The organism is Stenotrophomonas sp. 364 (assembly GCF_009832905.1).
Lineage (GTDB): Bacteria > Pseudomonadota > Gammaproteobacteria > Xanthomonadales > Xanthomonadaceae > Stenotrophomonas > Stenotrophomonas maltophilia_AP.
Genome location: NZ_CP047135.1, coordinates 4,008,248 through 4,028,052, shown reverse-complemented (window position 1 = coordinate 4,028,052; position 19,805 = coordinate 4,008,248). Strand labels below are relative to the sequence as shown.

Here is a 19,805-nt window from a genome sequence, read left to right as displayed (position 1 = left end):
GGATGGCTGCGAACAGCCGCTCACGGCGATGTTGGACGCGCCCGCGTCGCGCGGCGGTGAGCATCGTTTTCGTTCAGAAAAAACCGGGGAGGTGCCAAAAACCGGGTAGGTGCTGAAACACCGGGCAGGTGCCGACCGTGGGTCGGCACGGGGCACCTCAATAAGCCACGCCCAACCGCCGGTACAGCTTGGCCACCACCCACGCCGGCCCGATCAGCAGGTAGGTCAGGTCGGTGAGGAAGCTCGGCTTGCGCCCTTCGAATTTGTGGCCGATGAACTGTGCAATCCAGGCCACCACGAACACACCGATGGCCACCCACATCAGGTTATGCAGCCCGATCTCGGCCTCCAGCAGGCGGCACAGGCAGCCGAACACGAACAGGAGCACCAGCATGCCGATGCCCAGCGAGCGCGACAGCCGGTTGTAGAAGCACCACGCGGCGAACATCGCAAAGGCCGACCAGATCCCGTTCTGGAACCAGGTGACCAGCGGCGGCAGGCACCACAGCAGGGCCACCACCGACCAGAGGATCGCCGGCACCGCCACCACGTGGATGTGCTGGTTCAGCACATTGCGGTGGTCGTCGGAATAGCTGGCGAAGTAGCGGTCGATCGGGCGCGCGACGGTGGTGGTGGTCATGTTCCCTCCCAGGATCGGCACAGCATACCGCCCCGGCGGGTAGAGCCGACCGTTGGTCGGCTGCTCCTCGCCCAGACGATCCCTTCGCGCTCCGGCCCAGTAGGTAGAGCCGACCGTTGGTCGGCTGCTCCTCGCCCAGACGATCCCCTCGCGCTCCGGCCCAGTAGGTAGAGCCGACCGTTGGTCGGCTGCTCCTCGCCCAGACGATCCCCTCGCGCTGCACGCGATAGGCGACCAACGTCCGCGGCAGTCGACCAACGGTCGACTCTACGCGGGGACCCCCGGCCATCACAGCCGGGGGCGCAGGCGAATCAGTCGACCGAGATGCCGGCCAGGCGCTGCAGCGCCTCGGCGTACTTGGCGCGGGTGCGCTCGATGATCTCGGCCGGGATGCTCGGGCCCGGGGCGGTCTTGCCCCAGTCCAGCGTCTCCAGGTAGTCGCGCACGAACTGCTTGTCGTAGCTCGGCGGGCTGGTGCCCACCTCGTACTCGTCGGCCGGCCAATAGCGCGAGGAGTCCGGGGTCAGCATCTCGTCCATGATGTACAGGCGGCCGTCTTCATCGGTACCGAACTCGAACTTGGTGTCGGCCAGGATGATGCCGCGTTCGCGGGCGTAGTCGGCGGCGAACTTGTAGATGCGCAGGGTGGCATCACGCACGCGCTCGGCGAGGTCGGCACCGACGGCCTTCACCATTGCATCGAAATCGATGTTCTCGTCATGGTCGCCGACGGCGGCCTTGGTCGAGGGGGTGAAGATCGGCTCGGGCAGCTGCTCGGCCTGGCGCAGGCCGTCGGGCAGGTCGATGCCGCTGACCTTGCCGGTGCGCTGGTAATCCTTCCAGCCGCTGCCGATCAGGTAGCCGCGGGCGATGGCTTCCACCGGCACCGGCTTGAGCTTGCGGGTAACCACCGCGCGCTTGGCGTACAGGGCCGGGTCCACGCCCTCGGGCAGCACGCTGGCCACGTCGATGCCGGTCAGGTGGTTGGGCATCAGGTGGGCGGTCTTGGCGAACCAGAAGTTCGATACCTGGCAGAGCATTTCGCCCTTGCCCGGGATCGGATCGGGCAGCACCACGTCGAAGGCCGACAGACGGTCGGTGGCGACCATCAGCAGGTAGTCCCCCGGCGGCGTGCCGGCGGGCAGCCGGTCGCGCGGAATGTCAAAAACATCACGCACCTTGCCGCGATGGCGCAAGGGCAGGCCGGGGAGATCGGATTGCAACAACGTGGTCGGCACGGGCACTCCTGGGGCTTGTCATGACAGCCGTCCAAGGGACCCTGAGGGCCCGCACAGACAGCGGGCGGCCTAGTGTAAAGCGGGTTGGGCCCGCTGTGACGTAAAATGAGGCTCCTTTGTTGCCACGGCCGCCCAGACGACCATGCGCTGGTACGGAAAACTGCTCGGATTCATCGCCGGGGCCCTGCTGTTCAGGCCCAATCCGCTGTTTGGTGCCGTGGTCGGGCTGCTGATCGGGCATGCCTTCGACGCCGACTGGTTCCGCCTGAACAAGGAGAACCCCTACCGCGAGCTGGGGCTGACCTCCGAGGCCACCGACGCCGAGATCGACCTGGCCTACCGCCGGCTGATGTCCCAGTACCACCCCGACAAGGTGGTCGGCGCCGCCCCGGAGCTGCGCCAGCAGGCCGAGCGCAAGTCGCGCCAGCTCAACGCCGCCTACGACCGCATCAAGACCCTGCGCAAGCGCTGAGCGCGCGCAGGGCGCCCCTTTCCAAGTACTGAAGGCCCCGGCCATGTCCAACTGCATCATCGCCCCCTCCATCCTGTCCGCCAATTTCGCCCGCCTGGGGGAGGAGGTGGACAACGTGCTCGCCGCCGGTGCGGACTGGGTGCACTTCGATGTGATGGACAATCACTACGTGCCCAACCTGACCATCGGCCCGATGGTCTGCCAGGCCCTGCGCAAGCACGGCGTCACCGCGCCGATCGACGTGCACCTGATGGTGGAGCCGGTGGACCGCATCATCCCGGACTTCGCCGAAGCCGGTGCCACCTACATCAGCTTCCACCCGGAAGCCTCGCGCCACGTCCACCGCACCATCCAGCTGATCCGTTCGCTGGGCTGCAAGCCCGGCCTGGTGCTCAACCCCGGCACCCCGGTGGACATCCTGGACTGGGTGCTGGACGACCTGGACCTGGTGCTGCTGATGTCCGTCAACCCGGGCTTCGGCGGCCAGGCCTTCATTCCCTCGGCGCTGGACAAGCTGCGCGTGGTCCGCCAGAAGATCGATGCCAGCGGGCGCGACATCCGCCTGGAGATCGACGGCGGGGTGAAGGCCGACAACATCGGTGCGATCGCCGCCGCCGGTGCCGACGCCTTCGTGGCCGGCTCGGCGATCTTCAACGCCAAGACCAGCTACCAGGACGTGATCGCGCAGATGCGCCAGAACGTCGCCCAGGCGCGGGGCTGAGCCATGACGGTGGCTACCGTGAGCATCCGCGTGGCCACCGCCGACGATGCAGCGCTGATCCTGCGCTTCATCCGCGAACTGGCGATCTATGAAAAGGCCGAGTCGTCGGTGCAGACCGACGAGGCCGGCATCCGTGCCAGCCTGTTCGGGCCGGCGGCCAAGGCGCACGCGCTGATCTGCGAAGCCAACGGCGCGGCCATCGGCTACGCCGTGTATTTCTACAACTATTCCACCTGGCTGGGCCGCAACGGCATCTACCTGGAAGACCTGTACGTCAGCCCGGACAGCCGCGGCAGCGGTGCGGGAAAGGCGCTGCTGCAGCACATTGCGCGCATCGCGGTGGCTGAAAACTGCGGGCGGTTTGAATGGTCGGTACTGGACTGGAACGAACCGGCGATCAAGTTCTATGAAGCGGCGGGGGCCAAGCCGCAGAGCGAGTGGACGGTGTACCGGATGGAAGGTGAGGCGTTGCTGACCTTTGCCGAAGGCTGAGCACCCGTAGCGCCGACCGTTGGCCGGCTGCGCTCATCGCAGGACAAAAAAAGGCCGCACCCTCACGGATGCGGCCCTGGGAATACTCGGAGGCTGATCCTGCCTCCATCCATCGTCCCTGCTATGGCCTTCCATTCTCCGGGCCTTCGGTGACCGTTTGATGACGTTCACCGGTCTCGACGGCGGCCCTGCTAGCCTGCGCCTCCCCCTCTCGTGGAAGTGCTGCATGAGCCGTACCCGCTGGCGTCTGATCCTCAACGGCAAGTCCACCGGCAATACGGATCTGCGCGAGGCCGTGCACGCCATGCGCGAGCGGGGTGTGCAGCTGGAGGTGCGGGTGACCTGGGAGGACGGTGACGCCGAGCGCTACGTGGCCGAGGCGATCGAGCATGGGGTGGATACCATCATCGCCGCCGGGGGCGACGGCACCCTGAGCGAAGTGGCCGAAACCCTCGCGCACCGGCCGGAGCCCGCCGACGCGCTGCCTTCGCTGGGCCTGGTGCCGCTGGGCACGGCCAATGATTTCGCCACCGCCGCGGGCATTCCCGATGCGCCGCTGGAGGCGCTGACGTTGATCGAACAGGAGGCGGCCCGCCCGGTCGACCTGCTGAACATCGATGCCGACGGCAAGCGCTGGTGGTGCGCCAATGTCGCCAGCGGCGGCTTTGGAACCGAGGTCACCGTGGAAACCGATGAAGGCCTGAAGAAGGTCCTCGGCGGCCTGGCCTACCTGGTGACCGGCATCTCGCGGCTGGGCCGGATCGATCCGATCCGTGCCCGCCTGCGCGCCCCGGGCTTCGACTGGGAAGGTGGCTTCATCGCGCTCGGCATCGGCAACGGGCGCCAGGCCGGCGGCGGGCAGGTGCTGTGCCCGGATGCCGTGATCGACGACGGTCTGCTCGATGTGACCGTGATTCCCGAACTCACCGGCGAAGTCGCCTCGACCATCGGCGCGCTGCTCAAGGGCGGCAAGCAGGGGGCGCTGGAGCAGGTGGCCCATCGCACCCGCGCGCCGTGGGTGGAGATCGAGGCCGAGCAGCCGATCACCCTGAACCTGGACGGCGAGCCGGTGAAGGCCCGCCAGTTCCGTATCGAATGCGTGGCCGCGCGGGTCCGCATGCACCTGCACCCGGGCAGCCACCTGCTGTCGCCGCCCTGACCGAACGGGCCTGCGCGCCAGGGTTTCCCTGGCACCCCCTGCTGCGATACAGTCACCGGGTGTCCATTCTGACGACCCTGCATACCCTTTCTTCCGCTCGCCGTTGGTGGCGATGGTGGCCTGTTGCCGTCGTCCGTCCCACCCCCGCCGCATCCCGGAAGGAAAGTCGTCTTGATCACGTTCGAGCAGTTCCAGCAGCAGGCCGCTGAAGGCCACACCCGCATCCCCGTCGTCCGCGAAGTGCTGTCCGACCTGGACACGCCGCTTTCGGTCTATCTGAAGCTCGCCGACGGCCCGCATACCTATCTGTTTGAGTCGGTCGAGGGCGGCGAGCGCTTCGGGCGCTATTCCATCATCGGCCTGCCGGCGCGCCGGGTGTATGCCTTCCACGGCCACACCCTGACCGTCAGCGAATCGGGTCAGGTGGTCGAAACCCGTGAGGTGGCCGACCCGTTCGCCGAGGTCGAGACGCTGCGCAGCGCCCATTCGGTGCCCAAGCTGGCCGGCCTGCCGGGCTTCACCGGCGGTCTGGTGGGCTGGTTCGGGTTCGAGTGCATCGGCTACATCGAGCCACGCTTGGCCGCGCCGCGCGGCCGCGACGAACTGGGCACGCCGGACATCCTGCTGCTGCACTCCGAAGAGCTGGCGGTGTTCGACAACCTCAAGGGCCGCCTGTACCTGATCGTGCACGCCGACCCGGGCCAGCCCGGGGCGTGGGACCAGGCACAGGCCAAGCTCGATGCGCTGGTGGCCAAGCTGCGTGCACCGGGCGCGGGCTACCCGGCGCCGATCACCCGCGACGTGCTCGACGAGAACGACTTCGTGTCCGGCTTCACCCGCGAGGGCTTCATTGCCGCGGTCGACAAATCCAAGGACTACATCCGTGCCGGCGACATCTTCCAGGTGGTGCTCAGCCAGCGCCTGAGCGTGCCGTTCAAGGCGCGCCCGGTGGATGTGTACCGTGCGCTGCGCGCGCTGAATCCGTCGCCGTACATGTACTTCCTGGATACCGGTGACGTGCAGGTGGTGGGCTCCTCGCCGGAAATCCTGGTACGCCTGCAGGAGGGCAACGTCACCGTGCGCCCGATCGCCGGCACCCGCCCGCGCGGGGCCACCGTGGAAGAAGACAACGCCCTGGAAGCCGAACTGCTGGCCGATCCCAAGGAGCGCGCCGAGCACCTGATGCTGATCGACCTGGGGCGCAACGATGCAGGCCGTGTCTCGCAGGCGGGCACGGTGGAAGTGGGCGAACAGTTCGTTATCGAGCGCTACAGCCACGTCATGCATATCGTCAGCGAAGTGACCGGCAAACTGCAGCCCGGCCTGAGCTACGCCGACGTGCTGCGTGCAACCTTCCCGGCCGGCACTGTCAGTGGCGCCCCGAAGATCCGCGCGCTGGAAGTGATCCGCGAGCTGGAGCCGATCAAGCGCAACGTCTACGCCGGCAGCATCGGCTACATCGGCTGGCATGGCGACGCCGACACCGCCATCGCGATCCGCACCGCCGTCATCAAGGACGGCCGCCTGCATGTGCAGGCCGGTGCCGGCATCGTGTACGACTCCGATCCCGGCAAGGAATGGGACGAGACGATGAACAAGGGCCGCGCGTTGTTCCGTGCGGTGGCGCAGGCGGCCAAGGGCCTGTGAGTTTCCCGTGCCGTGGCCTTGGCCGCGGCGTTCGCTGCATCCAACACCCGACAAGGATCAAACGCATGAAGCTGCTGCCCGCACTGCTGCTGTCGTCGACGCTGGCCATGGTGGCCCCGAACGTGTGGGCGCAGGCCAACACCATTCCCTCGCAGCCCCATCTGCTGGTCAAGGGCAGTGCCACCCGCGCGGTGATGCCGGACCGCTTCACGGTGAAGGTGGCGCTGGAATCGATCGACATGCAGACCGACACTGCCCGCGCCCGCGTACAGGCCAACGCCGAGCGGGTGCTGCAGCTGTTTGCCCAGCATGGCGCCATCGACGGCAGCGTGCGCGCCGCCAACCTGAGCATCGCGCCCTCTACGCGCTATCGCAACGATGAGGAGGTGTTCAACGGCACCGCCGCCCGGCGCGACCTGAAGGCCGAATTCCCGGACGCGCAGGCGCTGAAAGCCTTCCTGGGTGAGCTGAAGGCCAGCCGCGAGGTCCAGGTCAGTACCGCTGAACCCACGTATTCGGGTGAAAGCCGCCTGCGTGGCGAACTGAAGGCCGAGGCCGCGGCGCAGACGCGCGAATCGGCCAAGGGCCTGGCTGGCGCCTACGGCACGAAGATCACCGGCCTGTACAGCATTTCCGACGTCGCGCCGAACTTCGCTTATGGCGTGCAGGCCGGCACCTGGGGCACGCCCGGCCGGGATGGCTTCGGCTCCGGTGGAGAAAGCACAACGCTGGACAAGGTGGCCGTGACCGGATCGCGCTATCGCGCGTCGTCGGGCGGCGAACTGCTCACCGCCGCGCCCATCACGTACACGGAAAACGTGTACGCCATTTTCCTCATTCAAGACGGACCCTGACCATGTTGTTGATGCTCGACAACTACGACAGCTTCACCTACAACCTCGTGCAGTACCTGCAGACGCTGGGCGCCGAGGTCAAGGTGGTGCGCAACGACGCCTTGAGCGTCGATGAGATCGCCGCGCTCGCCCCCGAGCGCATCGTGATCTCGCCCGGCCCGTGCACGCCCAACGAAGCGGGCGTGTCGCTGGAGCTGATCCGCCGGCTCGGCCCGACCACGCCGATCCTCGGCGTGTGCCTGGGCCACCAGAGCATCGGCCAGGTCTACGGCGGCGATGTGATCCGTGCGGGGAACATCATGCACGGCAAGACCTCGCCGATCCGGCATGAGGGCCGCGGCGTGTTCGCTGGCCTGCCGGACCGCTACCAGGCCACGCGCTACCACTCGCTGGTGGTGGACAAGACCACGCTGCCGGACTGCCTGGAAGTGACCGCCTGGACCGAGAACGCGGACGGCAGCATCGAAGAGATCATGGGCCTGCGCCACCGCGAGCACCCGGTCGAAGGCGTGCAGTTCCATCCCGAATCGATCCTCACCGAGCATGGCCACGCCCTGCTGAAGAACTTCCTGCAGCGCTGAGCGCGCCGCATCCGCACCACAAAGGACCCCGCATGACCTTCTCCCCCCAGGAAGCCCTGCAGCGCACCATCGAGCACCGCGAAATCTTCTTCGACGAAATGGTCGACCTGATGCGCCAGGTGATGCGCGGTGACGTCTCGCCGGTGATGACCGCCGCGATCCTCACCGGCCTGCGGGTCAAAAAGGAAACGGTGGGCGAAATTGCCGGCGCGGCCACGGTAATGCGTGAGCTGGCGTTGGCCGTGCCGGTGGACGACAAGAGCCATCTGGTGGACATCGTGGGGACCGGTGGCGACGGCTCGCACACCTTCAATATCTCCACCTGCGCGATGTTCGTGGTGGCGGCGGCCGGCGCCAAGGTGGCCAAGCACGGCAACCGCAGCGTGTCGTCCAAGTCCGGCAGCGCCGATGCGGTGGAAGCGTTGGGCGCGGTCATCGACCTGCGGCCTGATGAGGTGGCGCGCGCCATCACCGAGACCGGTATCGGCTTCATGTTCGCGCCGATGCACCACCCGGCGATGAAGGTGGTGGCACCGGTCCGCCGCGAGATGGGCGTGCGCACCATCTTCAACATCCTGGGTCCGCTGACCAACCCGGTGGGCGCCACCAACGTGCTGATGGGTGTGTTCCACCCCGATCTGGTCGGCATCCAGGCGCGTGTGCTGCGCGAGCTGGGCGCCGAACGTGCGCTGGTGGTGTGGGGCCGCGACAACATGGACGAGATCTCGCTGGGCGCCGGCACGCTGGTGGGCGAGCTGCGCGACGGCAAGGTGCGCGAGTACGAGATCCACCCGGAAGACTTCGGCATTGCGATGTCGGCCAGTCGCAACCTGAAGGTGGCCAACCCCGACGAGTCGATTGCGATGCTGCGCGCGGTGCTCGACAACCAGCCCGGCCCGGCGCTGGATATCGTGGCTCTCAACGCCGGTGCGGCCCTGTATGTGGCCGGCGTGGCCGACAGCATCGCCGACGGCCTGGCCCGCGCCCGGGCGGCCATTGCCGACGGCAGTGCCCGTTCGCGCATGGCGCAGTACGTGGCGGCCACCCAGCGCATCCGCGCGGACGGCTGAGCCGTCCGTTTCACGCTTTGCCCATGGCTGGCCGATAATGGCCGGCCTGAAGGACCCTGACTGACATGAGCGACAAGAGCGACATCCTCGACACCATCCTGGCCCGCAAGGCCGAAGAAGTGGCCGCGCGCCGCGCGCAGGTGCCGCTGGAGGCGCTGATCGCGCGCGTGAAGCAGGCCCCGCCGGTGCGGGGGTTCGCCGATGCGCTGCGCGCCTCGATCGCCGCCGGCAACCCGGCGGTAATCGCCGAGGTGAAGAAGGCCAGCCCGTCCAAGGGCGTGATCCGGGCCGACTTCCACCCGGCCGACATCGCGGTCAGCTACGAGTTCGGCGGCGCCAGCTGCCTGTCGGTGCTGACCGACGTGGACTTCTTCCAGGGCAGCGATGCCTACCTGCAGCAGGCCCGCGACGCGTGCACGCTGCCGGTGCTGCGCAAGGACTTCGTGATCGACGCCTACCAGGTGTACGAGGCGCGCGTGCTTGGCGCCGACTGCATCCTGTTGATCGTGGCGGCACTGGACGACCGCCAGCTGGCCGCGCTGTCCGACCTGGCCATGCAGCTTGGCATGGACGTGCTGGTGGAAGTGCACGACATCGACGAGCTCGAGCGCGCCATCCAGGTGCCGGTGCCGCTGATCGGCATCAACAACCGCAACCTGCGCACCTTCGAGGTCTCGCTGCAGACCACCCTGGACATGCGTCAGGCGGTGCCGCGCGATCGGCTGCTGGTGACCGAAAGCGGCATCCTCGGTGCCGACGACGTCAGCCTGATGCGCAACGCCGGCGTGCATGCCTTCCTGGTCGGTGAGGCGTTCATGCGGGTGGAAGAGCCCGGCGAGGGCCTGCGTCAGCTATTCTTCAGCGCATGACTGCGATCTACCCAACGCCGCGCGACGACGCCCCGCTGGTGGTCTTCGATTTCGATCACACCCTCTACGACGGTGATTCGGGCAGCCACCTGTTTGCCTGGCTGATCAAGCGCAACCCCCTGCGGCTGCTGGTCGCGCTGCTGGCCACCCCGATCCTGGGCCCGCTGGTGGCGCTGTTGCCCACCCGCCGCCGCGGCATTTCCGGTTATGTGTGGATCGCCACCTTCGGCCTGCACCGCGCGCGTGACCTCAACAAGGCCATCGACCGCTACGTGCTCACCCATGAGGCCGACATCCGCCGCCGGCTGCTGCCGGTGGCGCTGGACGTGTTCGCCCAGCACCGTGACCAGGGCGACCGGGTGGTGGTGGCGACCGGCGCGCCGCCGGAGCTGGCCCGCGCCGTCCTCACCTTTGTCGCCCACCAGGGCGTGCCGGTGATCGGCACCGAAGTGGGTCCGTGCCTGGGCGCGGTGGTCGCCACCCGCCACTGCCACAACGAAGAGAAGATGCGCATGTTGCGCGAGCGCGGCTACGGCGAGATCGCCATTGCCTACTCCGACAGCAGCGCCGACCTGCCGCTGCTGCTGGCCGCCAAGGCGCCGGTGGTGGTGAACCCCAAGGCCTCGCGGGTGGCGCACTTCCGGCAGGTGCTGCCGCCGGGTACGCCGATCCTCAACTGGGGCTGCGTCGATCGAGCGGGCGACCCGGTCTGACCGACGCGATCAAGGATGCGTATGGCGCCGTCCCGACGGGATGACGCAACCGGCTCAGGCCGCGCGCCACTGCAGCACCGCCTGGCCGATCTGGAACAGGCTGATGGCCAGGACCAGCACCCCCACGGCCACCAGCACCCAGCGCTCCTTGACCCGCTTCACCAACAGCGCGGCGACCGGCGCGGCCATCATCCCGCCGATCAGCAGGCCGGCGACGATGTTCAGGTACTGCAGGCCCATGGTCAGCAGGAAGGTGATCGATACCGCCAGGGTGACCACGAATTCGGCGGCGTTGACCGTGCCGATGGTGGTACGCGCCTGGCCGCCCCGGGCCAGCAGGGTGGAGGTGGCCACCGGGCCCCAGCCGCCGCCGCCGCTGGCATCCAGCAGGCCGGCGAAGAAGCCCAGCACCGGCACCCGCTTCACTTCCTGGGCGGGCATCAGCCGCCCGGCCGCGCGCAGCAGGATGAAGATCGCCAGCACCAGCAGGTAGCAGTAGATGAGCGGGCGGATGAACTCCCCGGGCAGCTGGGTCAGTACATACGCGCCTACGACCCCGCCCACCGCGCCGGGAATGGCCAGGCGCAGGAACAGACGCCGGTCGACATTGCCGGCCACCAGGTGGGAGACCCCGGACGCGCCGGTGGTGAAGACCTCCGCGGTATGAATGCTCGCGCTGACCGCCGCTGGCGGCAGGCCCATGCTGAGCAGGATCGAGGATGAGATCAGGCCGAAGGCCATGCCCAGGGCGCCGTCGACCAGCTGTGCGCCCAGGCCGATCAGGATGAACCAATAGAATTCGCTGCCAAGCTCCATGGCCCCAGCCTACCGGGAAACGGCAGGGGCGTGCCGGCCCCTGTCCGGCACCCCCCGGCAGCCCGGGCCCGGCGAAAGGCCGGGGGGCGTGTCGGATAGCGTGCGAGGCGGCATGCGGGGGACGTGCGGGGTAGCCGACCAACGGTCGGCTCTACCTTGGTGCGTCAGCGGGTGCCGTACAGGACCACGGTCTTGCCGCGGGCGTGCAGCAGGCCGTCGGTCTGCAGCTTCTTGAGCACGCGGCCGGCCATTTCACGCGAGCAGCCGACCAGCCGGGCCAGTTCCTGGCGCGACACGCGCAGCTGGGTGCCCTGCGGGTGGCTCATGGCCTCCGGCTCGCGGGCCAGGTCGTGAAGGGTGCGCACGATACGGTCGGTGACGTCCAGGAACGCCAGCCGGCTGGCCTTGCGGCTGGTGTCCAGCAGGCGCTTGGAGATCTGCTGGCCCAGCGCATACAGCAGCCGCGGGGCATCGGCCGAGAGCGGGCCGAGGAACAGCTGGTGCAGGCGCTCGTAGCTGATTTCAGCCAGTTCACAGGGGGTGCGGGTGCGCAGGATCACCTCGCGGCGGTCCGATTCGACGAACAGGCCCATCTCGCCGACGAACTCACCTGAACCGAAGTAGCCGAGGACCAGCTCGCGGTCGTCCTCTTCCTCAGCAATTATAGAGACCGAGCCACTGATCACGTAATAAAGCGTGCCAGCCGGGTCTCCGGGGCGGAAGACATCGGTACGGGCGGGATAGCGGCGACGATGGCTGTGGGCCAGAAACCGGTCGATGGTGGCGATATCCAGGGCCAGTGGACTTGCGGCAAGGCGCACTGTTGACACGGTTGAGGCGCTCCCTTTGCTCATGAACAATTCACGGCTATGTGCCGCGAGCTTAACGATCCGATTTGTTAAGGGCAAACAAAGCACAGCTACTCGTGTCAATGCAAGTTTCGCCCCCGATCACTTTGCCCCATAATTCCCCCTTTCCCACCACTCACAGGATCGACCGCCGTGGTCAAGCCGTTGCCTCGCCTCAGGTTGCAGGGTTTCAACAACCTCACCAAGGCGCTGAGCTTCAACATCTATGACGTGTGTTACGCGCGCACCGAAGAGGAGCGTCAGCGTTACATTGAATACATCGATGAAGAGTACAACGCCGACAGGCTTACTCAAATCTTGACCGATGTCGCCGAGATCATCGGCGCCAACATCCTCAACGTGGCGCGCCAGGATTACGATCCGCAGGGTGCCTCGGTGACGATCCTGATCTCGGAAGAGCCGGTGATCGACAAGAAGCAGGCCGGCAAGGAGTTGATCTCCGACGCCGTGGTCGCGCACATGGACAAGTCGCACATCACTGTGCACACCTATCCGGAAACGCACCCGCAGGAAGGCATCGCAACCTTCCGTGCCGACATCGACGTGGCCACCTGCGGCGTGATTTCGCCGTTGAAGGCGCTGAACTACCTGATCGAGAGTCTGGAATCGGACATCGTGATCATGGATTACCGCGTGCGTGGCTTCACCCGTGATGTGAAGGGCAAGAAGCACTACATCGATCACAAGATCAACTCGATCCAGAACTTCTTGGCCAAGAACATCAAGTCGCGTTACGAGATGTTCGACGTCAACGTCTACCAGGAAAACATCTTCCACACGAAGATGCACCTGAAGGACTTCGACCTGGACCAGTACCTGTTCGAAGAGAAGGCCAAGAACATCTCGTTCAAGGAACGCATGAAGATCGAAGCGCTGCTGCGTCGTGAGATCGAAGAGCTGTTCCACGGGCGCAACCTGGCCGAGTAATGCCTCACGTGTCAGCCGCCCGGGGCAACCCATGGCGGTGCTGCACAGGCGGGACGGTCCCGCGCCGGGTGCCAGGGTCGCGTAGAACCGGGTGCCACGGAAGCCAACCGACGACGGTCCGGTGTGAAGACACCGGGCCGTTTTTTGTGTCCGGCCGCCCGGCGGGGCCGCTCAACCGGTGGATGCCGGCGGTGGGCCGGTACCGGAACTCACACGCGATAAGCAATCGTCTTCATGACCTTCGAGGCCAGTGCCATCACCGAGGGGATCGGGAAGGGCAGCTTGCGGGCGCCGGCATGTTCGGCGTGGTCGGCGTGCCGGGCCTCGTCGATCTTCATCACCTTGAGGATCTCGCGGCTGCGCAGATCGGCCGGGGGCAGGGTGTCCAGGTGCTCGTCCAGGTGGGCTTCGACCTGGCGCTCGGTTTCGACCACAAAGCCGAGATTCCAGCCGTCGCCGCGCAGACCGGCCAGGGTGCCGATGGTGTAGCTGCCGGCATACCAGATGGGATTGAACAGGCTGGGGCGGCTGTCCAGTTCGCGCAGGCGCTGGGCGCACCAGGCCAGGTGGTCGGTTTCTTCCTGGGCCGCTTCGAGCAGGTGGGCGCGGGTCTGCGCCTCCCGGGCGACGGCGGCCTGGCCGAAGTACAGGCCCTGGGCGCAGACCTCGCCGACGTGGTTGATGCGCATCAGGCCGGCCGCGTGCCGGCGTTCGGGGGTCTTCATCTGGACGTCGGGGGTGGTGTCGGCCGGGTAGGCGCGGCTGGCCGGTGGGTTGCCAAACACCGTGTCCAGGGCGCGCTGGGCTTCGGTCAGCAGGTGATCGAGCGGGGTGATCTGGCGGGTGGCGGTCATGGCGGGGTGGCAGCGTGCAGCGGGGGACCGTCGATTCTCGCCCCGTGGACGCGGCGTGCCAAGCCGGGGCAGGGGGCAACTTGCAAGTGGCGGGGTTGGCCAGTACAATCCCGCCTCTTCACAACGCGTGGCAGAGTTCCGGCCGTTCAGCGCCGTAATGAGCCCGACCTACTTGAGTTCTTTCATGAGCACTTTCACTGCAAAGTCCGAGACCGTCCAGCGCGACTGGTATCTCGTCGACGCTTCCGGCAAGACGCTGGGCCGTCTGTCCACCGAGCTGGCCCGCCGTCTGCGCGGCAAGCACAAGCCGGTCTACACCCCTCACGTTGATACCGGTGATTACCTGGTTGTCATCAATGCAGAAAAGATTGTCGTCACCGGCAACAAGCTGCAGGACAAGCTGTATCACCGTTTCACTGGCTACATCGGCAACCTGAAGACCGAAACTCTGGCCCAGGCGCTTGAGCGCCACCCGGAGCGTGTCATCGAGACCGCCGTCAAGGGCATGCTGCCGAAGGGCCCGCTGGGCCGCGCCATGTACCGCAAGCTCAAGGTGTACTCGGGTTCCGAGCACCCGCACGCCGCTCAGCAGCCTCAGGTTCTGGATATCTAATCATGGCTATCACTCAAAACTACGGCACCGGCCGCCGCAAGTCCTCCACCGCCCGCGTGTTCCTGCGCAAGGGCGCCGGCAACATCACCGTCAATGGCCGTCCGCTGGACGAGTTCTTTGGCCGTGAGACTGCACGCATGATCGTGCGTCAGCCGCTGGAACTGACCAAGAACACCGAAAGCTTCGACATCATGGTCACCGCCGCTGGTGGTGGTACCACCGGTCAGGCCGGTGCGATCCGTCTGGGCATCGCCCGTGCGCTGGTCGAGTACGACGAAACCCTGAAGTCCGAGCTGCGCAAGGCTGGCTTCATGACCCGTGACGCCCGTGAAGTCGAGCGTAAGAAGGTCGGCCTGCACAAGGCACGTCGCGCCACCCAGTTCTCCAAGCGCTGATCCATCGCGCCTGGCGTGGGATCCTTCGGGATCCCGCTGGGAAGACAGCAAAAGCCCGGCCTCGGCCGGGCTTTTGTCGTTTGTGGGGCTGATGTTGCTCAGGGTAGGGTCGATGGCGGCTGGGGCCGGGTTGCGCTCGGCCGCCCCTCGGCAGTTGGCTGGTGCGCATGGCAAGGGCAGGGCCTGGTGGCCTCGAATGGTAGTGCCGGCCGCTGGCCGGCAACCACGCCGCCCATTCGCAAGCCGATGGCATCACTCGTGAGGGTCGTGACTGCGATCCCGCTCTTCCATCACCCGGCCGCCGCCTGCAAGGGCGTAATCGCTGTCGATCACGGCGCATCCCCGTTCGGCGATGGCGAGCGCCGCCCGCGCACCCGCCCGCCACGCAGCCCCGGCGTCGCTCGGCACCCCTCGCCCCATCAGCTGAGCAGCCCCCTTGGAGTCCAAGGGGGGCGCGCCGACAGGCGCGGGGATGTGGAGGTAAAGGAGGCGGACCCCAACCTTGCTGCGCAAGGTTGGGGTGCTGGGCGCATAGCGCCCAGCACGCCGTCCAAACAAACAGAAAAGGCCGATCTTTCGATCGGCCTTTTCTGTTTGTTTGGCTGCCCCGGATGGATTCGAACCACCGAATGCCTGAGTCAGAGTCAGGTGCCTTACCGCTTGGCGACGGGGCAATATGTGCGTGCAAGTATTGCACTTTTTCCCTACAAAACCAAGGGTTAACTTGGTGGCTATGGGTGGACTCGAACCACCGACCCCAGCATTATGAGTGCTGTGCTCTAACCGGCTGAGCTACATAGCCTAGGGAGCCGGTAATTCTGGAGATGTATCTCGGATCTGTCAACACTTTTTCATCACGCTTGTGAGTGGGCAGCGGGCGTGTCAAAGTCGGATCAGTAGATTTTTCTAGGAGTCCGCATCGTGATCGATCCGGACGGCTATCGACCGAACGTCGGTATTGTGCTGATGCGGGAAGATGGACAGGTGTTCTGGGCACGACGCGTGCGCCGGGACGGCTGGCAGTTTCCGCAGGGCGGCATGAATACCGACGAGACGCCCGTCGAAGCCATGTATCGCGAGTTGCACGAAGAAACGGGGCTGTTGCCCGAGCACGTCGAAGTCCTCGGAGCGACACCGGGCTGGCTGCGCTATCGGCTGCCCGCACGCGCCATCCGGCGCAATGAGAAGCAGGTGTGCATCGGCCAGAAGCAGGTGTGGTTCCTGCTGCGCCTGTCCGGCGACGAATCCCATGTGACGCTGGACCATACCGACAGCCCCGAGTTCGACCAGTGGCGGTGGGTGGATTTCTGGTACCCGGTCGAGCATGTGGTGATGTTCAAGCGCGGGGTCTATGCCCGCGCGTTGCGCCACTTGGCGCCGTTGGCGCGTGGCGTCGCCGGTACCGGGGTGGAGTCGATGCCCAAGTCGGCACAGGAAGCCTGGATGCCGGGCAACACCGCGGGTCACGACCGGCCGCGCAAGCGCACGCCGCCCAAGCGGGGCTATTGGCCACGCAAGGCCAAGGGCGACCCCGGCGCGCCATAACGGGCGCCCGCCACGGCGGTGCTCAGTCTGAACCGTATCGAGAATGATTCAGATACGAAATTGACAACCATTCGCATTTCTATTGGAATAGCGGCAGGCCCTTCCTGGCCTGCCTGCCGAGTCCGCACGTGTACGTTTGTATCTGCAACGGGGTTACCGACCACCAGATCCGTGAAGCCGCCCAGAGCGGTGTCGCGAGCGTGTCCGAACTGACCATGCGCACCGGCTGCGGCGCCACCTGCGGCTCCTGCCTGGACATGGCGGCGGACCTGCTGGCCAAGTTCAGCGCCACCCACGACCTGCCGCTGCCCGTGCTGGGCCTGGCCCAGGTCGCCTGACGACGTCAGTGCCAGCCCGCGGCTGGCGCCAGGCAACGAGTATTGTCGAGACACCGGCCAGCGGCCGGTACTACGTTGCGTGCTCGTGCCATTGCCGCATGTTCAGCACGTGGACGCCGGGCGCAACTGAGCACGATTCGCGTTTCATCATGCCCCGGCGCGAAGCGCTACAGTGCGCGCGTTCACACGCAGCAGGAGCAGGCTCATGAAGGGCGACGCAAAAGTCATCGAATTCCTCAACAAGGTCCTCTACAACGAGCTGACCGCGATCAACCAGTATTTCCTGCACGCCAAGATGCTGAAGAACTGGGGCCTGAAGGAACTGGCCGATCATGAGTACAAGGAATCGATCGAAGAAATGAAGCATGCCGACATGCTGTCCGATCGCATCCTGTTCCTCGAAGGGCTGCCCAACTTCCAGGCGCTGGGCAAGCTGCGCATCGGCGAGAACCCCACCGAGATCCTGCAGTGCGATCTGGCGTTGGAGCGCGATGGCGTGGTCACGCTGCGCGATGCGGTGGCCTACGCCGATTCGGTTGGCGACTACGTGAGCCGCCAGCTGTTCGTGAAGATCCTCGATTCGGAGGAAGAACACATCGACTGGCTGGAAACCCAGCTCGACCTGATCGAACGCATCAGCGAGCCGAACTACCTGCTGACCAAGCTGGACGACTGAGTCAGTCCTGCAGCGGGACGTGCAGGCCGTTCTGATACCCGGCCAGCGCGATCCGCGCACGCGCGAACTCGGCGATGAGCAACGCCACCGCCACGGCGGGGCGTTCCAGGGTGCCGGCGCGCGCGTCGTGTTCGATCCGGCGCGAGGCCGCAGACAGGGCCAACGCGCCCACATTGGCACTGGCCGACTTGAGGCTGTGCGCCAGCGCGCGCAGCTGGTCCAGGTCGGCGGCCACCGAGGCATCCTGCAGCTGGCTGATCAGGGCCGGGGTGTCGTCCAGGAACACGCCGATGATGTGCGCGGTCTGCGCGCCGATCACCTCCACCAGTTCATCCAGCACGCTGCCATCCAGCACGGGCAGCGGGCTGTCGTCGCTGTCGGGCATCACCGAGGTCGGCAGTGCGGCGAACTGCATGTCGGGCGCGCGCGCCTCGGCGGGCTGCGCAGGCCATTGCAATGCGGCTGCGTCGCCTTGCCAGCGTTGCAGGCACGCCTGCAGCGAGGCACGGTTGACCGGCTTGGACAGGTAGTCGTCCATGCCCGCCTGCAGGCAGCGCTCGCGATCGCCGGCCATGGCATTGGCGGTCATCGCCACGATCGGTTGGCGCGGCGCACCGGTGTCGGCTTCGTGCGCGCGCCAGCGGCGGGTGGCCTGGTAGCCATCCAGCACCGGCATCTGGCAATCCATCAGCACCAGGTCCACGCGCTGGGTGTGCAGGCACTGCAGGGCCTGTTGCCCATCGGTGGCGGTGACCACGCTGCAACCGAGTACCTGCAGCAGGCGCTGGGCAACGGCCAGGTTGACGCTGTTGTCTTCCACCAGCAGCACGCGCAGCCCCAGTTGCGGGGAGGGCGCGCTGCCGGCAGCGGCGGCCACCTCCGCCAGCAGCGGTGCCGGGCGTGCCGGGGCCATGGCCGGGCGTAGCAGCGCGTGCAGGTCGCTGTCGGCGGCGTCGCGCGGCAAGTGCACCGCATCCTCCAGCAGCACCGACGCGAGGGGTTCGGCACCCTGCAGCCACACCAGCCGGGGCAAGGGATCGCGACCGTCGCGCAGCACGGCCCGGTGCAGGGCGGTGGCACCGTGGCGCAGGGCCTCGGTATCGGCGAGCACCCAGCTCAGCACCGGTTCGATGCCGGGGCGCTGCGGCGCACGCAGGATGTCCAGCGCAGCCGAGGCGCTTTCCACCACGTGCAGGCGCATGTCGTAATGCTGGAGTACGCGGTCCAGGCGCTGGGCCAGCAACGCGTCGGTACTGACCAGCAACGCACGGGTGGTGGTGGTGCCGAGGGCGGGCAGGTCGCCGATGACCTTCAGCAGCGGAATCTCGAACCAGAACGTGGCGCCGTGACCCGGCGTGGAGCTGACCCCGATACGGCCATGCATCAGGTCGATGATGCGCTTGCAGATGGCCAGCCCCAGCCCGGTGCCGCCGTAGATGCGGGTGGTGGAGGCATCGGCCTGGCTGAAGGACTGGAACAGCCGTGACTGCAGGGCCGCGTCGATACCGATGCCGGTGTCGATCACTTCGAAACGCAGCTGATGCTGGGCGCTGGTTTCGCCCAGGCGCTGCACGCGCACGCGGACCTGGCCGCGTTCGGTGAACTTGATGGCATTGACCAGCAGGTTGCCCAGCACCTGGCGCAGGCGCACCGGGTCGCCGCGTACCGAAAGACGCACCGCCGGATCCAGTTCCAGCGACAGCTTCAAGGCCTTGGACTCGGCACTGCGCTGCATCAGCTGGACCAGCCCCTCGAGCAGCTCGCGCAGGTTGAAGGTGGTGATCTCCAGGTCCAGGCCTTTGGCCTCCAGACGGGAGTAGTCGAGGATGTCATCGACGATGCGCAGCAGCTGCTGCGAGCTGACCGTGGCGGTCTGCAGCATCTGCCGCTGGTCGGTGCCGAGCTGGCCGCCGGCGATCAGGTCCAGCATCGGCAGGATGCCATTGAGCGGCGTGCGGATCTCGTGGCTCATGGTGGCCAGGAACTCGCCCTTGGCCAGCGCAGCGGCCTCGGCGGCCTGTTTGGCCTGCAGCAGTTCCTGTTCCAGCACATCCTGCTGCTGTACCGCATGCTGCAGCTGATCGCGCTCGCTGGCCAGCGCGTCGCCGCGGCGTTGCAGCTGCTGCAGCCGCTGCTGGGTGTCGCGCCAGTGCTGCACGCAGCTCAGGCTGGCCATCACCGTCACCACGGCCGCGGCGGCGGCAATCAGTGCCCAGGGGCCGCCGCTGCCGATCGCCGCCATCACCGCGGCGGTGCCTGCAACCGCTGCAGCCATGGCCGTCAGCCAGAGTGCGCGGGGTACCCGTCCTTGGGTGG

Annotated in this window: 22 protein-coding genes and 2 tRNA genes; 16 read left to right on the top strand and 8 right to left on the bottom strand. The window is 66.8% G+C overall.

Annotated features, from left to right (window positions below):
• Nucleotides 1-157: 157 nt before the first annotated feature.
• Together GQ674_RS18050 and GQ674_RS18045 are read right to left on the bottom strand one after the other, a co-directional pair.
• Nucleotides 158-640: an Mpo1-like protein gene (locus GQ674_RS18050; RefSeq protein ID WP_128095557.1), complete on the bottom strand. Its 483-nt coding sequence runs from the start codon at nucleotides 638-640 to the stop codon at nucleotides 158-160.
• Nucleotides 641-951: 311 nt separating this feature from the next.
• Complete coding sequence (locus GQ674_RS18045) at nucleotides 952-1,878, bottom strand: phosphoribosylaminoimidazolesuccinocarboxamide synthase (RefSeq protein WP_201290177.1); 927 nt, start codon at nucleotides 1,876-1,878, stop codon at nucleotides 952-954.
• 142 nt (nucleotides 1,879-2,020) lie between these two features.
• On the opposite strand from GQ674_RS18045, the gene GQ674_RS18040 reads away from it, so the two are divergent.
• The 10 genes from GQ674_RS18040 (at nucleotide 2,021) to GQ674_RS17995 (ending at nucleotide 10,456) form a co-directional block, all read left to right on the top strand.
• The gene (locus GQ674_RS18040) at nucleotides 2,021-2,350 is read left to right on the top strand and encodes a DnaJ domain-containing protein (RefSeq protein ID WP_038685782.1); all 330 of its coding nucleotides are present in this window, start codon (nucleotides 2,021-2,023) and stop codon (nucleotides 2,348-2,350) included.
• Nucleotides 2,351-2,393: 43 nt separating this feature from the next.
• On the top strand, nucleotides 2,394-3,071 hold the full coding sequence (rpe, locus tag GQ674_RS18035) for a ribulose-phosphate 3-epimerase (RefSeq protein ID WP_038685783.1): 678 nt from the start codon (nucleotides 2,394-2,396) through the stop codon (nucleotides 3,069-3,071).
• Between the two features lie 9 nt (nucleotides 3,072-3,080).
• Entirely contained in the window at nucleotides 3,081-3,563 is a 483-nt protein-coding gene (locus tag GQ674_RS18030) for a GNAT family N-acetyltransferase (RefSeq protein ID WP_159499552.1), read from the top strand.
• 226 nt (nucleotides 3,564-3,789) lie between these two features.
• Nucleotides 3,790-4,722, top strand: coding sequence for a lipid kinase YegS (gene yegS, locus GQ674_RS18025; protein WP_159498170.1), 933 nt, complete (start codon nucleotides 3,790-3,792; stop codon nucleotides 4,720-4,722).
• Between the two features lie 171 nt (nucleotides 4,723-4,893).
• Nucleotides 4,894-6,369: an anthranilate synthase component I gene (gene trpE, locus GQ674_RS18020; RefSeq protein WP_159498169.1), complete on the top strand. Its 1,476-nt coding sequence runs from the start codon at nucleotides 4,894-4,896 to the stop codon at nucleotides 6,367-6,369.
• Between the two features lie 65 nt (nucleotides 6,370-6,434).
• On the top strand, nucleotides 6,435-7,223 hold the full coding sequence (locus GQ674_RS18015; protein ID WP_159498168.1) for an SIMPL domain-containing protein: 789 nt from the start codon (nucleotides 6,435-6,437) through the stop codon (nucleotides 7,221-7,223).
• A gap of 2 nt (nucleotides 7,224-7,225) precedes the next feature.
• Nucleotides 7,226-7,804, top strand: a complete 579-nt coding sequence (locus tag GQ674_RS18010) for an aminodeoxychorismate/anthranilate synthase component II (protein ID WP_159498167.1) — start codon at nucleotides 7,226-7,228, stop codon at nucleotides 7,802-7,804.
• Between the two features lie 32 nt (nucleotides 7,805-7,836).
• On the top strand, nucleotides 7,837-8,874 hold the full coding sequence (gene trpD, locus GQ674_RS18005; protein WP_159498166.1) for an anthranilate phosphoribosyltransferase: 1,038 nt from the start codon (nucleotides 7,837-7,839) through the stop codon (nucleotides 8,872-8,874).
• 65 nt (nucleotides 8,875-8,939) lie between these two features.
• Nucleotides 8,940-9,743, top strand: coding sequence for an indole-3-glycerol phosphate synthase TrpC (gene trpC, locus GQ674_RS18000; RefSeq protein ID WP_159498165.1), 804 nt, complete (start codon nucleotides 8,940-8,942; stop codon nucleotides 9,741-9,743).
• Nucleotides 9,740-10,456, top strand: coding sequence for a haloacid dehalogenase-like hydrolase (locus GQ674_RS17995; protein WP_159498164.1), 717 nt, complete (start codon nucleotides 9,740-9,742; stop codon nucleotides 10,454-10,456). The genes trpC and GQ674_RS17995 overlap by 4 nt, the downstream gene beginning before the upstream one ends.
• Before the next feature lie 54 nt (nucleotides 10,457-10,510).
• Here the strand turns inward: GQ674_RS17995 and GQ674_RS17990 are convergent, their stop codons facing one another.
• Nucleotides 10,511-11,272: a sulfite exporter TauE/SafE family protein gene (locus GQ674_RS17990; protein ID WP_159498163.1), complete on the bottom strand. Its 762-nt coding sequence runs from the start codon at nucleotides 11,270-11,272 to the stop codon at nucleotides 10,511-10,513.
• A gap of 164 nt (nucleotides 11,273-11,436) precedes the next feature.
• Nucleotides 11,437-12,126 carry a cAMP-activated global transcriptional regulator CRP gene (gene crp / locus GQ674_RS17985; protein ID WP_159498162.1) on the bottom strand — a complete coding sequence of 230 codons (690 nt, stop codon included), beginning with the start codon at nucleotides 12,124-12,126 and terminating at the stop codon, nucleotides 11,437-11,439.
• Between the two features lie 147 nt (nucleotides 12,127-12,273).
• Here crp and speD point away from each other — a divergent pair, with 147 nt between their 5' ends.
• A complete protein-coding gene (speD, locus tag GQ674_RS17980; RefSeq protein WP_025874620.1) occupies nucleotides 12,274-13,068 on the top strand; it encodes an adenosylmethionine decarboxylase in 795 nt (264 codons plus the stop codon).
• A gap of 209 nt (nucleotides 13,069-13,277) precedes the next feature.
• Here speD and coq7 read toward each other — a convergent pair whose 3' ends face one another.
• On the bottom strand, nucleotides 13,278-13,922 hold the full coding sequence (gene coq7, locus GQ674_RS17975; RefSeq protein ID WP_159498161.1) for a 2-polyprenyl-3-methyl-6-methoxy-1,4-benzoquinone monooxygenase: 645 nt from the start codon (nucleotides 13,920-13,922) through the stop codon (nucleotides 13,278-13,280).
• Between the two features lie 184 nt (nucleotides 13,923-14,106).
• On the opposite strand from coq7, the gene rplM reads away from it, so the two are divergent.
• The gene (gene rplM, locus GQ674_RS17970; protein WP_038685795.1) at nucleotides 14,107-14,535 is read left to right on the top strand and encodes a 50S ribosomal protein L13; all 429 of its coding nucleotides are present in this window, start codon (nucleotides 14,107-14,109) and stop codon (nucleotides 14,533-14,535) included.
• A gap of 2 nt (nucleotides 14,536-14,537) precedes the next feature.
• On the top strand, nucleotides 14,538-14,930 hold the full coding sequence (gene rpsI, locus GQ674_RS17965; protein WP_017354549.1) for a 30S ribosomal protein S9: 393 nt from the start codon (nucleotides 14,538-14,540) through the stop codon (nucleotides 14,928-14,930).
• Between the two features lie 599 nt (nucleotides 14,931-15,529).
• On the opposite strand, the gene GQ674_RS17960 is transcribed toward rpsI, so the two are convergent.
• A tRNA-Gln gene (locus GQ674_RS17960) sits at nucleotides 15,530-15,604 on the bottom strand.
• Between the two features lie 51 nt (nucleotides 15,605-15,655).
• Nucleotides 15,656-15,732, bottom strand: a tRNA-Met gene (locus GQ674_RS17955).
• A gap of 119 nt (nucleotides 15,733-15,851) precedes the next feature.
• Here GQ674_RS17955 and GQ674_RS17950 point away from each other — a divergent pair.
• The 3 genes from GQ674_RS17950 to bfr all read left to right on the top strand — a co-directional run bounded on the left by GQ674_RS17950 (nucleotide 15,852) and on the right by bfr (nucleotide 17,489).
• Nucleotides 15,852-16,475 (top strand): RNA pyrophosphohydrolase, encoded by a 624-nt coding sequence (locus tag GQ674_RS17950; RefSeq protein WP_038685796.1) that lies wholly within the window; start codon nucleotides 15,852-15,854, stop codon nucleotides 16,473-16,475.
• A 128-nt stretch (nucleotides 16,476-16,603) separates the two neighbouring features.
• Nucleotides 16,604-16,813 carry a (2Fe-2S)-binding protein gene (locus GQ674_RS17945; RefSeq protein WP_038685797.1) on the top strand — a complete coding sequence of 70 codons (210 nt, stop codon included), beginning with the start codon at nucleotides 16,604-16,606 and terminating at the stop codon, nucleotides 16,811-16,813.
• 205 nt (nucleotides 16,814-17,018) lie between these two features.
• Nucleotides 17,019-17,489 carry a bacterioferritin gene (bfr, locus tag GQ674_RS17940; protein WP_128096615.1) on the top strand — a complete coding sequence of 157 codons (471 nt, stop codon included), beginning with the start codon at nucleotides 17,019-17,021 and terminating at the stop codon, nucleotides 17,487-17,489.
• A gap of 1 nt (nucleotide 17,490) precedes the next feature.
• Here the strand turns inward: bfr and GQ674_RS17935 are convergent, their stop codons facing one another.
• A complete protein-coding gene (locus GQ674_RS17935) occupies nucleotides 17,491-19,764 on the bottom strand; it encodes a hybrid sensor histidine kinase/response regulator (RefSeq protein ID WP_236546122.1) in 2,274 nt (757 codons plus the stop codon).
• Between the last annotated feature and the right edge of the window lie 41 nt (nucleotides 19,765-19,805).